This window comes from Micromonospora sp. NPDC005252, assembly GCF_042872475.1.
Lineage (GTDB): Bacteria > Actinomycetota > Actinomycetes > Mycobacteriales > Micromonosporaceae > Micromonospora.
The window spans coordinates 234,738-248,163 of record NZ_JBIAKN010000003.1; the positions used below are offsets into that span (position 1 = coordinate 234,738).

The 13,426-nt window shown below is 72.8% G+C and carries 9 protein-coding genes; 7 read left to right on the plus strand and 2 right to left on the minus strand.

The window, feature by feature from the left end:
• Position 1 precedes the first annotated feature (1 nt).
• The 4 genes from ACFYPH_RS10660 (at position 2) to ACFYPH_RS10675 (ending at position 6,099) form a co-directional block, all read left to right on the plus strand.
• Entirely contained in the window at positions 2-2,872 is a 2,871-nt protein-coding gene (locus ACFYPH_RS10660) for a hypothetical protein (RefSeq protein WP_387180866.1), read from the plus strand.
• A 116-nt stretch (positions 2,873-2,988) separates the two neighbouring features.
• Positions 2,989-3,588 (plus strand): TetR/AcrR family transcriptional regulator, encoded by a 600-nt coding sequence (locus ACFYPH_RS10665; RefSeq protein ID WP_355133969.1) that lies wholly within the window; start codon positions 2,989-2,991, stop codon positions 3,586-3,588.
• A gap of 120 nt (positions 3,589-3,708) precedes the next feature.
• Positions 3,709-5,046, plus strand: coding sequence for an acetyl/propionyl/methylcrotonyl-CoA carboxylase subunit alpha (locus tag ACFYPH_RS10670; RefSeq protein WP_387180869.1), 1,338 nt, complete (start codon positions 3,709-3,711; stop codon positions 5,044-5,046).
• A gap of 141 nt (positions 5,047-5,187) precedes the next feature.
• Positions 5,188-6,099, plus strand: coding sequence for a hydroxymethylglutaryl-CoA lyase (locus ACFYPH_RS10675; RefSeq protein ID WP_387181466.1), 912 nt, complete (start codon positions 5,188-5,190; stop codon positions 6,097-6,099).
• Positions 6,100-6,153: 54 nt separating this feature from the next.
• On the opposite strand, the gene ACFYPH_RS10680 is transcribed toward ACFYPH_RS10675, so the two are convergent.
• On the minus strand, positions 6,154-6,726 hold the full coding sequence (locus ACFYPH_RS10680) for a snapalysin family zinc-dependent metalloprotease (protein WP_387180872.1): 573 nt from the start codon (positions 6,724-6,726) through the stop codon (positions 6,154-6,156).
• 163 nt (positions 6,727-6,889) lie between these two features.
• Between ACFYPH_RS10680 and ACFYPH_RS10685 the strand changes: the two genes are divergently transcribed.
• The 3 genes from ACFYPH_RS10685 (at position 6,890) to ACFYPH_RS10695 (ending at position 12,568) form a co-directional block, all read left to right on the plus strand.
• Positions 6,890-8,422, plus strand: a complete 1,533-nt coding sequence (locus tag ACFYPH_RS10685) for an acyl-CoA carboxylase subunit beta (RefSeq protein WP_354854908.1) — start codon at positions 6,890-6,892, stop codon at positions 8,420-8,422.
• 75 nt (positions 8,423-8,497) lie between these two features.
• Entirely contained in the window at positions 8,498-9,646 is a 1,149-nt protein-coding gene (locus ACFYPH_RS10690) for an acyl-CoA dehydrogenase family protein (RefSeq protein WP_354854910.1), read from the plus strand.
• A gap of 228 nt (positions 9,647-9,874) precedes the next feature.
• Entirely contained in the window at positions 9,875-12,568 is a 2,694-nt protein-coding gene (locus ACFYPH_RS10695; protein WP_387180876.1) for an ATP-binding protein, read from the plus strand.
• Positions 12,569-12,908: 340 nt separating this feature from the next.
• Here ACFYPH_RS10695 and ACFYPH_RS10700 read toward each other — a convergent pair whose 3' ends face one another.
• Entirely contained in the window at positions 12,909-13,409 is a 501-nt protein-coding gene (locus ACFYPH_RS10700; protein ID WP_354854913.1) for a MarR family transcriptional regulator, read from the minus strand.
• Positions 13,410-13,426: the final 17 nt, after the last annotated feature.

Below are 13,426 nucleotides of genomic sequence, written 5' to 3' on the forward strand. Positions count from 1 at the left end.
CATGAGCGACGAGGACCTGTGGCGGGTGCTGCGTGGCATCGCCGACATGCCGTACGGGGCGGGGCAGATCGCCGCGCTGGAGCAGTTGCTGCGCCGGGTCGACGCCGCCGACGACCGGCACCTCGCCTTCGTCACCCGGATGCAGGCCACCACCGGGTACGTCTACGGCGGTGAGCCGGCGAAGTCGTTCGTGACCTTCTCCTGGTGCCTGTCCGAGTTCGACCGCGACCCGCAGCCCTACCACCAGCGCCACCTGCACCAGTTGCTGTGGCACTTCAAGTACATGGTGTCCGGCCTGCTGAAGTTCCCCGAGGTGCCGCTGGACCGCACGTACGCGGTGCTCGACGACATGGAGCGGCGTTACCGGGCCGGTGGGCACAGCCTGCAGACCGTCCACAAGCACCGGTTCCGGGTCGCCGACCACGTGGGCGACGCCGAGGCCGCCGCGCACTGGTACCGGCTCTGGCAGACCACACCCCGCGACGAGCTGTCCGACTGCGCCGGCTGTGACCCGACGAGTCAGGTGGGCTACCTCGCCGACACCGGGCGGGACGCCGAGGCGGTGGCACTGGCCGAGCCGGTGCTCGCCGGCAGACTGACCTGCACCGAGCAGCCGCAGGCGATCCTCACGGCGCTCCTTCTGCCCTATCTGCGTACCGGTCGAGGTGAGTCGGCGCGCGACGCGCACCGGGAGGCGTACCGCAAGCTGCGCGGCAACCTCGCCGACCTGTGGGACATCGGCGACCACGTCGAGTTCTGCACGCTGACCGGCAACGAGGCGCGGGCGGTCGAGCTGGTCGAGCGGCACCTGGACTGGCTGGACCGGCCGCCGTCGCCGGCCGCCGCCATGCACTTCGCGGCGACCGCCGCCGCCGCGCTGCGTCAGGCGGGTGCGGCGACGGTGTACCGCCGGGCCGCCGAGGGCCGGCCGGCCGCCGAGGTGCCCGCGCCGACGCTGGCCGACGAGCTGGCCGGGACCGCGACCGCGCTGGCCGCCCGCTTCGACGCCCGCAACGGCACCACGCACCAGTCGGAGTGGATCGCCCGCCGGCTCGCCGTCCGGCCCAGTGGCGAGCACCTGCCGCTCTCCGCGAGCGTCCGCCGCCGTCCGGCCGATCCAACCGTTGCGCTCGGTGCGGGCACGCCCGCGTCCACCGACCGAGGTGGCCGGGATCGGGCCGAGGCGCCCGCCGTCACCCTGCCCGCCGACGCCGACGCTGACGAGCTGCTGACCCTCGCCGAGGAGAGCTGGGGCCGACACGACCGGGCCACGTTCCAGGCGGCGCTGGCCGCGTGCGACGACCGGTTCGGCTCCGCCGACCTGCCGGCGCGTACGGTCGCGCACCGGCTGGCGCTGCGGGCCGCCGAGCGCGGCGACGAGGACGACATCGAGGGCGCGGTCGAGTTGAACCGGGCGGCGCTGGACCTGTACCGCTCGGCGGGCGAGGAGGTGCCCGCCCAGGTGGTCGCCGGGCGGCTCGGCGTGCTGCTGACCAGGGCCGACGAGCACGCCGAGGAGGGGCTCGCGCTGGTCCGGGAGGCCGCCGAGGTGCTGGACCGGCTCGGTGACGCCCGGCAGCGGGCCGCGGGGCACGACCGGCTGGCGTTGGCGCTGCTGCACCAGCAACGGTGGGCGGACGCCCTCGCGGCGCTGGACCGAGCACCGGCCGACGCGGGTGGCGACCGGCACCTGGCGGCTCGGATGGCGCTGCACCGGGCACACCTGCTGGAGCAGTCCGACCGCGTCGACGAGGCCCGCGCCGCCGCCGAGGAGGCTCGCGGCACTGGTCGTGAGCTGGGCATCGGTGAACTGCTCACGGCGGCCTGCCTGGCCTGGGCGCGGACGGTCGACGACCCGGCGGAGGCGGTGGCCGCCTGCGACGAGGCGCTGCGGGTGGCGCCGGCGGACGCGGAGCTGCCCGTCCGGGTCGCCCGCGCGCGGGCACTGCTCTCCGCCGGCCGGGCCGCCGACGCCGTGGACGATTTCGTCGAGGCGGTGACGCTCTGCGTGGAGCGCGGCGCCGAGGGGGACGCGTTCCTGCGCTGGGAGCTGGCGAACGCGTACCGGATGGTGGGCCGGCTCGCCGAGGCGGCCGAGGTCGCCGAGGAGGCCGTGCTCGGCCTGGACCGGCTGGGCGCCCAGGCGGAGGCCGACCGCTGTCGGCACCTGCTGGCCGGCGTGTACGCCGGGCTCGGCGAGATCGATCCTGCGCTGGCCCTGCTGGAGCAGTTGTCCACCAACCTGGACGGCCCGGACAATCTTCCGCACCGGGCGCAGGTGCTGGAGGAGGCCGGCGGGATCCTCTACGACGCCGACCGGGACGCGGTTGCCGCCGAGCGGTTCGCCGCCGCCGCCACGGCGTACCGGCTGGCCGACCTGCCGTTGGACGAGCTGCGTGCCCGTCGGCGGGAGGCGTACGCCTGGTTCTGGTCCGACGACCGACCGGCGGCGGTCCGGACCATCGAGCTGGTGGACGGGTTGGCGGCCGCGTTGGCCGGGCAGCCGGAGCCGGAGCCGCCGGTGACGTACGAGCTGGCGATGGCGGCCGAGGCCGGTGCGCGGGTGTTGGTCGGGGAGGGGCGGCCGGACGAGGCGCTGAACCGACTCGCCGGGGTGCCGGACCGGCTCCGGTCGATCGAGGCGTTCGGCGAGGCGGCCCAGGTCGAGATCCTCGTCGGTGAGCTGCTGCTGCGCCTGGACCGGCCGGCCGAGGCGGAGCCGCTGCTGCGCCGCGTACTCGGTGGGCTCCCGGCCGGCTCGCGGCCGGTCCGCCAGACGGCCTGGCTGCTGGCCCGCGCCCTGGACCTGCTGGATCGACCCACGGAGGCCGCCGCGCTGCGCGCGGAGCACGACCTCGACCCGGACGAGTAGACCTCTTCGCCGACCGGTCGGCCCCGCCCGAGCGGGGGCCGGCCGGTGGCGTGGCGCACGCAACCGACCGGTAACCGCCGCCCCACCGCGGTCGGCTCGCGGTCTACGCTTGCCCCGTGACGGTGGAACAGCAGGCACGGGGTGCGGCGGGTGCGGGCCGGCGCCGGTCCCGCAAGGACGAGATCCTGGAGATCGCGGTCGGTCTGTTCGCCGCCCGTGGCTATCACGGCGTGTCGATGGACGACATCGGTGCGGCAGCCGGGGTGACCGGCCCCGCGCTCTACCACCACTTCGCCGGCAAGGAGGCCATGCTGGCCGCCGCGCTGATCCCGGTCAGCGAGGGGCTGTTGGCCGGCGGCCGGGAACGCGCCGCCGGGCATCCGGACGACCCGCGCGGCGCGCTGGAGTCGCTGATCGACTTCCACGTCGAGTTCGCGCTGGCCAACCCGGCGGTGATCGCACTGCACCTGCACGAGCTGGACCGCCTGCCGGAGGAGCCGCGACGACGGATCCGCCGCCTGCAGCGGATGTACGTCGAGGAGTGGGTGACGGTGCTGACCGCGCTGCACCCGGGCATGCCCGACGGTGAGGCGCGGGTGTTGGCGCACGCCGCGTTCGGCCTGATGAACTCGACCCCGTTCCTGGGCGGCGAGGTGGACCGTCGGCGTCGCGCCGAGCTGCTGCGCGGCGCCACCCTGGCCGCCCTGCTCGCCTGAGCCCTGGCCGCCCTGCTCGCCTGAGCCCGGCCGCGCTGCTCGTCTGAGCCCCGGCTCGTCAGGAGTGGGCCGGTCGTGGTTCCCTGGCATCGTCCCACCATCCGGACGCCGGGAGGAAACATGATCGAGTCACTGCTGGTCGCCAATCGGGGCGAGATCGCCCGCCGGGTCATCCGGACCGCCAAGCGGCTCGGCATCCGCGCGATCGCGGTGTACTCGGAGGCCGACGCCGACCTGCCCTTCGTCGCCGAGGCGGACGAGGCCGTTCTCATCGGCCCGCCGAACCCGGCCCAGAGCTACCGCAACGTCGAGGCGATCCTCGCCGCCGCGAAGTCGACCGGCGCACAGGCCATCCACCCCGGCTACGGGTTCCTGTCGGAGAACGCCGAGTTCGCCCGTACCGTCGAGGCGAGCGGGCTGATCTGGGTCGGGCCCGGCGCGGACGCGATCACCGCGATGGGCGACAAGATCAATGCCCGGAACCTGATGGCGGCGGCCGGCGTCCCGGTCGCGCCCGGCACCACCGACCCGGCCGCCGACCTGGACGCGGCGGTCGCCGCCGCTGCGGAGATCGGCTACCCGGTGATGGTCAAGGCCGCCGCGGGTGGCGGGGGCATGGGCATGGGCGTGGCCGTCGACGAGGCAGCGCTTCGCACCGAGTACGACAAGGTGCGCGCGTTCGCCGAGCGGATGTTCGGTGACGGTTCGGTGTTGATCGAGCGGTACTTCCCCCGGGTGCGCCACGTGGAGGTGCAGATCCTCGGCCTGGCCGACGGTCGGGTGGTGGCGCTCGGCGAACGGGAGTGCTCGGTGCAGCGGCGCAACCAGAAGCTGGTCGAGGAGTCGCCGTCCCCGGCGGTCTCGCCGGAGCTGCGGCAGCGTTTCCTGGCCGCGGCGGTGCGCGCCGGTGAGGCCGTGGGTTACCGCAACGCGGGAACTGTGGAGTGCCTGCTCGACCCGGCCACGAACGAGTTCTTCTTCCTGGAGATGAACACGCGGTTGCAGGTGGAGCACCCGGTGACCGAGTACGTCTACGGGATCGACCTGGTGGAGGAGCAGTTGCGGGTGGCGTCCGGGCTGGCGCCGACGTTCGACCCGGACGCGTTGACGCCGAGCGGGCACGCGATCGAGATGCGGATCAACGCGGAGGATCCGAAGCGCTTCCTGCCCGGCCCCGGCGTGGTGAAGACCTGGGTGGAGCCCACGGGTGCGGGCGTCCGGGTGGATTCCGGCTACACCGGCGGCAACACGGTCACCCCGTTCTACGACAGCCTGATGGCCAAGCTGATCGTCAGCGGCGACACCCGCGAAGAGGCGTTGGAGCGCGCGAAGGCGGCGGTGGCCGCCTTCCGGATCGAAGGCCCGAAGAACAACCTCCCGTTCTTCGCCGAGCTGCTGGAGAACGAGGAGTTCCTCAGCGGCGCGTACGACACCGGCATCGTCTCCCGCATGCGCTGACCCCGACGTCATCGTTGATCAAGAGGTTCGCGTCAGGATTTCGGTCCCGGATGACGCGAACCTCTTGATCGACACTGGGGGGTGGCATGCTGGGAGAACCCCAGCACAGCTCTGTCACAGTGAGGTGACCCCTTGGCTGAACTGCCAGATTTCGTGTCGATTCGTGAGGTCGGGCCGCGGGACGGGCTGCAGAACGAGGAGCCGATTCCCGTCGACGCGAAGGTGCGGCTGCTCGACGCGCTCTCCGGCACCGGCGTACGCCGGATCGAGGCGGTGTCGTTCGTGCACCCGTTGGCGATCCCGCAGATGGCCGACGCCGACGAGGTGTGGCGGCGGGCCACGAAGGCCGACGGGGTGCGCTACTCGGCGCTGGTGCCGAACACCCGGGGCGCGCAGCGGGCCCTGGCTGCCGGGTTCACCGAGATCGAGGTGGTGGTGTCGGCCAGCGACACGCACAACCGGCGCAACGTCAACCGCTCGACCGACGAGTCGTTGGACGACATCGCCGAGCTGATCGACCTCCTGCACGGGGCGTCCGCGCGGGTCGAGGTGATCGTGGCGACCAGCTTCGGGTGCCCGTACGAGGGGGACATCGACCCGTGGCGGGTCGCCGGCATCGTCGACCGCGTGGTCCGCGACGGCGCGGACCGGGTGGCGTTCGGCGACACGACCGGCATGGCCACTCCGCGTCGGGTCCGTGACCTGCTGACCGCGGTACGCGACCGCAACGCGCACGTGCCGGTGCTGCTGCACTTCCACAACACCCGGGGTACGGCGCTGGCCAACCTGCTGACCGCGCTGGAGCTGGGGGTGACCGAGTTCGACGCCAGCGTCGGCGGCCTGGGCGGCTGCCCGTACGCCCCGGGGGCCAGTGGCAACCTCGCCACCGAGGAGGCCGTGCACATGCTGCACGACATGGGCGTCGACACCGGCATCGACCTGGCTGCCCTGATCGAGGTGGCCGAGCTGGCCGAGGAGCTGCTCGGCAAGAAGCTTCCGTCCGGTGTGCTGCGGGCGGGCCCGCGTACCCGGCTGACGCCGACGCCGAGCTGAGGACGCGACGAAGGGGCCGGCGAACACACCGGCCCATTCCTCGTGCCAGGTCGGTCAGCTCACCGGGGTGAGCACGCTCGGCCAGCTGTCCCGGAAGATGTCCGCGCTGCGGCCGGCGCTGCGCTCGGTGGCGCTGAGGGTGCCGGCGAAGAGGCTGCTCACCCGGTTCGCCTCGGCGGTGCTCGGGTACGGGTTGGTGCAGCTGGTGCCGGCGCTGCCGCCGGACATCAGGATCGCGCAGTTGCCGTTGTAGTTGTCCGGCAGGCCGAGGATGTGCCCGATCTCGTGGGTCATGATCCGCAGCGGGCTGTACTGCGCCGCCTGCTGGGTGTCGATGTAGACCCGGCCGTTGCCGAGGCTGGTCCGCACGGCGTAGGAGCCGCCGCCGGTGATCTGGTAGATCCGCAGGTTGGAGCCGCAGTTCGCGGTAAGCGTCAGGTTCGTGGTGGCGTTGTTCCAGATCGAGGCGGCCTGGTTGGCGGTGCCGGCGTAGGCGCCTGCCTGGCTGGTGTTGTAGCAGATGGTCATCGCGGCGGACGCGGGCGCGGGGTTGGCGACCGTGACGCCGAGCGTGGCAACTGCCGTCGCGACAAACGCGACGGCGAGCCGACCGAGTCGTGAGGTCATCGCTGACTCCTTATCCGGGAGGGGGTGCCAGGAGCCTATCCACAGAGATTAATAGATTTCAATGTTTCGTTCGAAGAAGCGTCGGCCGGTCGTGGGTCGCCGGGAGGTGCGCGAATGCGATAGCCTAACGATCGTTCAGGTCAGTACGGGCGAGGGAGTCGGCGTGACGCTCGACGGTGAGGCGCTGGAGCAACTGCGCAAGCGGGCCCGGTCCGGCGGCGCGGACAAATACCACGCGGCCAACGAGGCCAAGGGCAAGCTCTTCGCCCGCGAACGCGTCGCGCTGCTGGTCGACGAGGGTTCGTTCGTCGAGGACGGCCTCTACGCCAACGCGCTCGCCGACGGGCTGCCCGCCGACGGCGTGGTCACCGGCACCGCCACCATCGACGGGCGGCAGGTCTGCCTGATGGCCAACGACTCCACCGTCAAGGCCGGCAGTTGGGGCGCCCGGACCGTCGAGAAGATCATCCGGATCATCGAGCGGGCGTACGGCGCCGGCGTGCCGATGGTCTACCTGGTCGACTCCGCCGGCGCCCGGATCACCGACCAGGTCGACCTCTTCCCCGGCCGGCGTGGCGCCGGCAAGATCTTCTGGAACCAGGTCCGCGCCTCGGGTTCGATCCCGCAGGTCTGCGCGCTGTTCGGCCCGAGCGCCGCCGGTGGGGCGTACATTCCGGCGTTCTGCGACGTGGTCGCCATGGTCGACGGCAACGCGAGCATGTATCTCGGCTCCGACCGGATGGTCGAGATGGTCACCGGGGAGAAGACCACCCTGGAGGCGATGGGCGGCGCCAAGGTGCACACCGCCGAGTCCGGCGTCGGGCACTTCCTCTGCAAGACCGAGGCCGACGCGCTCGACGTGGTGAAGACCTACCTGTCGTACCTGCCCGCGAACTGGACCCAGGCGCCGCCGGCCGCGCCGGCGGTCGCCGCGCCCGCGAAGGCCGACCTGGCCGCGCTCGTGCCGGCCAGCGAGCGGCAGGCGTTCGACATGCGGCGGTACGTCAAGGGCCTGCTCGACGAGGGCTCCTTCTTCGAGATCCAGGCGCTGTGGGCCAAGGAGTTGACCATCGGGTTCGGCCGCCTCGACGGCCAGGTCGTCGGCGTGCTCGGCAACAACTCGATGTTCAAGGGCGGCGTGCTCTTCGTCGACTCGGCCGACAAGGCGACCCGGTTCGTGCAGCTCTGCGACGCGTTCAACGTGCCGCTGCTCTTCCTCAGCGACGTACCCGGCTTCATGGTCGGCAGCGCCGTGGAGAAGCAGGGCATCATCCGGCACGGCGCCAAGATGATCACCGCCATCTCCGAGGCGACCGTCCCGAAGATCTGCGTGGTGGTCCGCAAGGCGTACGGCGCCGGCCTGTACGCGATGGCCGGCCCCGGCTTCGAGCCGGACGCGACAATCGCGCTGCCCACCGCGAAGATCGCGGTGATGGGCGCCGAGGCCGCCGTGAACGCCGTCTACGCCAACAAGATCGCGGCGATCGAGGACGCGGACGAGCGGGCCGCCTTCGTGGCCGCCAAGCGGGCCGAGTACGAGCAGGACATCGACGTCGTCCGGCTCGCCAGCGAGCTGGTGGTGGACGCCATCGTCGAGCCGCACGACCTGCGTGGCGAGCTGGTCCGCCGCTTCGCCGCTGCGCGTACCAAGGACCGGCACTTCTCCCGGCGTCGGCACGGCGTGACCCCGGTCTGACCCTCGCCCCACCCCCACAGCGATCCGCCTGCGGCGTCACGAGCGCCGGGGCGGCCGTCCACACAGGAGGATGAGATGGACTTCCGGCTCACCGACGAACAAACGGCGCTGCGGGAGAGCGTGCGGGACTTCGCCCGCGAGGTGGTCGCCCCGGTCATCGCCGAGCACTACGAGCAGCACACCTTTCCGTACGAGGTGATCCGGCAGATGGGCAAGATGGGCCTGTTCGGCCTGCCCTTCGGCGAGGAGCACGGCGGGATGGGCGGCGACTACTTCGCGCTGTGTCTGGCCCTGGAGGAGTTGGCCCGGGTCGACTCCAGCGTGGCTATCACGCTGGAGGCGGCGGTCTCACTGGGCGCGATGCCGATCTACCGCTTCGGCACCGAGGAGCAGAAGGCCACCTGGCTGCCGAAGCTGCTCAGCGGCGAGGCGCTGGCGGGCTTCGGGCTCACCGAGCCGGGCACCGGATCCGACGCCGCCGGCACCCAGACGCGCGCCGTGCTGGACGGCGACGAGTGGGTGATCAACGGGTCGAAGGCGTTCATCACCAACTCGGGGACCGACATCACGGCCCTGGTCACCGTCACCGCCGTGACCGGCACGAACGCGGACGGCTCCAAGGAGCTGTCGACGATCATCGTGCCCACCGGTACGCCCGGATTCACGGTGGCCCCCGGTTACTCCAAGGTCGGGTGGACCGCCTCGGACACCCACGAGTTGACCTTCGACGACTGTCGGGTGCCCGCGGCCAACCTCCTCGGTGCCCGCGGCCGAGGGTTCGCCCAGTTCCTGCGGATCCTCGACGAGGGCCGGATCGCGATCGCCGCACTGGCCGTCGGCCTCGCCCAGGGCTGCGTCGATGAGTCGATCAAGTACGCGCAGGAGCGGGAGGCGTTCGGCCGCCCGATCGGCGCCAACCAGGCCATCCAGTTCAAGATCGCCGACATGGAGCTGAAGGCGCACACCGCCCGGCTGGCCTACTACGACGCCGCCGCCCGGATGCTGGCCGGTGAGCCGTTCAAGCGACAGGCCGCCATCGCGAAGCTGCACGCGAGCACCATCGCGGTGGACAACGCCCGGGAGGCGACCCAGATCCACGGCGGGTACGGCTTCATGAACGAGTACCCGGTCGCCCGGTTCTGGCGGGACTCCAAGATCCTGGAAATCGGCGAGGGCACCAGCGAGGTGCAGCGCATGATCATCGCCCGCGACCTGGGTCTCTGAACCACCCACACCACACCTGGACGCGGCCCGGTCCCGCTCCGCCTCTCCCTGCCCGCCACCGGCCGGCCGTCTGCCACCGGCCGGCCGTTCGACGCCGGCTTGCTGTCTGACGCCGGCTTGCCGTCGTGGGCCGGCCAGCCGTTCGGCTGTCGGATTTTCGGCGAGCGGACGTCGGCAGACCGACGTTCGACTGCCGATGGTCGGAGTCGATCCGTACTCTTCGTGGCCATGACTCCGGAGCATGATCGGTCGCGGAGCCCGGCCGGTCGTAGCGGGCTGCCGGAACTGCTGCGTGCGCACCGGCGCGCGGCCGGCCTGACTCAGGCGGAGCTGGCGTCCCGTGCCGGGGTCGGCGTGCGGACGGTGCGGGACCTGGAGCGCGGCCGGTCGGTCCGGCCGCAGCGCACCACAGTCGAGTTGCTGGCCACGGCGTTGGAGTTGGCCGGCGCGACCCGGGCGGCGTTCCTGGCGACGGCCCGCGGCGCCGCCGGCGGTGAGTCGCCCCGGCCGGACGTCATCTCGGGCACGCTCGGGGTTGGCGCCGGTGTCACGTCCACAGCCGGAGCCGCCCGGGCCGCCGCTCGGGTGGCCCTCCCCCCACCGGTAGCCCTGATCGGCCGCGACCGCGACGTCACCGAGCTGGCCGGAATGCTGACCGCGGAACGCGGCCCCCGACTGGTGAGCCTGGTCGGGCTGGCCGGGGTCGGCAAGACCGCGCTCGCGCTCGCCGTTGCCCACGCAGCCGCCCGCGCACATCCGGGCGGTGTGGCCGGCGTGCTGGTCGGCGAGGGCTCGGACGGACCGGACGTGCTCGCCGCCACGATGACCGTCCTCGGCGCGGCCCGGCTGCCGGAACTCGTCGCCCGGCTCGCCGGACGGCCGGCACTGCTGGTCATGGACGCGGTCGAGCGCGCCCCCGGCCCGGTGGCCGAGACCCTGCACCGGCTGGGCATCGTGCTGCCGTCGTTGCGGGTGCTGGTCACCGGACGGCACCCGGTCGGGCTGCCCGGTGAACGGGTCTGGCCGTTAGCCCCGCTCGAGGTGCCGCCGCCGGACGCCGAGCACTCCGGGCCGGCCACGCTCGGCTCGTGGCCGGCGGTCGCGCTGTTCACCGCGCGGCTCGCCCAGGTCCGTCGGGAGCCGCCGACTCCGGACGAGCTGCCGGCGTTGGCCGCCCTGGTCCGTCGGCTGGGCGGCCTGCCGCTGGCCATCGAGCTGATGGCCGCCCGGGGCCGGTTGCTCGACCTCACCGAACTGCTCGATCGGTACGGCGATCGCGTGCTCGACCTGACCACCTCGGCCGACCCGGCGGCCCGTAACCGCTGGGACGGGCCGGAGGCGGCCACCCGCCGCCCGTATGCCACCGATGCCACCCGGGCGGCGGTGGCGGTGACCCTGCGGGACGCGGTGGCGACCAGCTACCGACTGCTCGCGCCGGATGAGCGCGACGCGCTGCGGCGGCTTGCCATGTTCGGCAACCGGTGGTCGGTGGAGCTGGCCGAGGAGATGCTCGCCGACGAGGCCGACCGGGACGGTACGGTCGCCATCGATCCGGTCCCGCTGCTGGACCGCCTCGTCGAGCTCGGCCTGCTGAGCGTTCGCGGCACCGGGCCGTTCCGGTTCCGCCTGCTCGACGCGGTTCGTGACTTCGCCATCGAGCAGGCCGTGGGCAGTGGTGAGCTGACCTGCGTACGGCGTCGGCATGCGGAGGTGGTCGCCCGCCTCGTGGCGCGGACCGCCTCCGACCTGGCCGGCCCCCGGATGCTCGACGCCGTGCACCGGCTCGACGAGGTGAGCAGCGACATCAGCACGGCGCTGGCCCACGCGGCCACCGACGACCCGCTGACCGCGCTCCGTCTGGCGGCCTGCCTGCCCCGCTGGTGGCGCTTCCGGGGGCGCGATGTCGCCGGGCGGCAGTGGCTGCGGCGGTTGCTGGCCGACCCCCGAACCGCGGACGCGGACCCGATCCTTCGCGGCTGGGCCAGCCTCGGGGTGGCCCGGCTCGCCGCCGAGCACGGTGCCGAGGTCGACGAGTTGCCGACGGCGCGGGCCGCGTTGGAGGCGTTCCGACAGGCCGGCGACGTGACCGGCGAGCTGGAGGCGCGCAGCGTGCTCGGCGCGCTGCTGACCACCGTCGGCGGGCACGACGAGGCCCGGGAGCAGGCCGAGGCGGTGCTCCGGCTCGCCGCCCGCAACGGGCGGACCCGGGAGCTGGCGGTGGCGCAGAACAGCCTCGCCTGGCACGAGATCCGCATCGGTGACCTGGGCGCGGCACGCCGTCGGCTGGCTGCCGTGGACCGGCTCGCCGCCGAGGGCGGTGAGCAGCGGTTGCGGGTGTTGGCCTGGGCCAACCGGGCCGAGGTGTCCCGCCTGGAGGGCCGGTACGCCGATGCCGTCGACCAGGGCCGGCGCGCGGCGTCGGCACTGTTCGAGTTGGGTGACCCGGGGCATCGACGGCGGGTGCTCGGGACGGTCGGATTGGCGCTCGCGCAGGACGGGCGTGCCACGGAGGCGACCGAGGTGCTGACCGAGCTGCGCGCGGGGGGCGCCGAGGCGACAGTTGTCGTGGCGGGCCAGCAGTGGGTGGAGCGGGTCGGACTCCCGCGACCGCGCTCGGACGACACGGTGTTGTCCTGGGGCGGGCCGGAGGCGGGTATCTGTGCGCTGATCGAGGGGAACCTGGCACTGCACCGGGGTGACCGGGAACTGGCGGCGGAGTGGTTCGCCGCCGCTGCCGAGGCCGGTCACGATCGGCGGGACGTGGTGGAGGCGCTGGTGGGCCTCGCCGCGAGCACGTCGGACCCGGCGGTTCTCGATCGTCTCGACCGGGTCTGCGAGGAGAGTGGCATCCGGTTGCTGCCGCAGGAGTCCGGGCTGCTCTATGCGCTGATGGCCGCGCGGGGCGGGTCCGTCGAGCGCTAGTTGGGCGCCCGTCGGTGGCCGGCCCGATGGAGAGTGGCGCGAGCGAAGAGCCCCCTTGGTGCTACCCCTCGCTGTTCGCCCGCGCCGTCACCCCCCGGTGATTCCCCGGTGGACGAAAGCCTGCCACCGCTGCCGGGGTGGAAGGTGCTCTTCAAGAGGTTTGTCCGGTCTGCAAAGTCAGTTCTGCCGGTCTTTCTGCCGGTGCTGCCGGCACCCGCCGCACGCCTCGGTCGACCGCCCGGACGTCGCCCCGACACGGCTCGACCGCCGCTGGCGACACGGGTGGCCGCCGTCCGGTGAGGTCGGGCGGCCACGGTCGGTCAGGCCCGGGTGTCAACGGTCAGGCCGGGTCGCAGTCGTCGGCCACTTCCTGGTCGGTGCTGCCGGCGGTGGCACCGGGATGGACGGCGTCCCGCACTCGGCGCAGGCCGTCGAGCAGTGCCGCCAGAGCCTCGGGGTCGAGCTGGCCGGTGAACCACTGCTCGATGATCCGCAGATGGCCGGGCAGCGTCTCGTCGAGCCGCTGCATGCCGGCCGCGGTGACCACCGCGTACGAGCTGCGGCGATCGTTCGGGCAGGCTCGGCGGGTGAGCAGCCCGTCGCGTTCCATCCGGTCCACCACACGGGTCACCCCGCTGGTGGACAGTGACGTCTGCGCGGCGAGGTCGGTCATCCGCAGCTGGTTACCGGGTGAGCGGGCCAGTCGAGTGATCACCTCGAACTCGACCGTGGAGAGGTCGTGCTCCTCGAGTTGGGCGGCGAACCGGGCCGAGAGCCCGGCGTGGACCTCGTAGAGGAGGCCAACCGCGGTGATCCGGGGGTCGTCGAACACGTTGGTCACTCGTTAACCCTACCAGT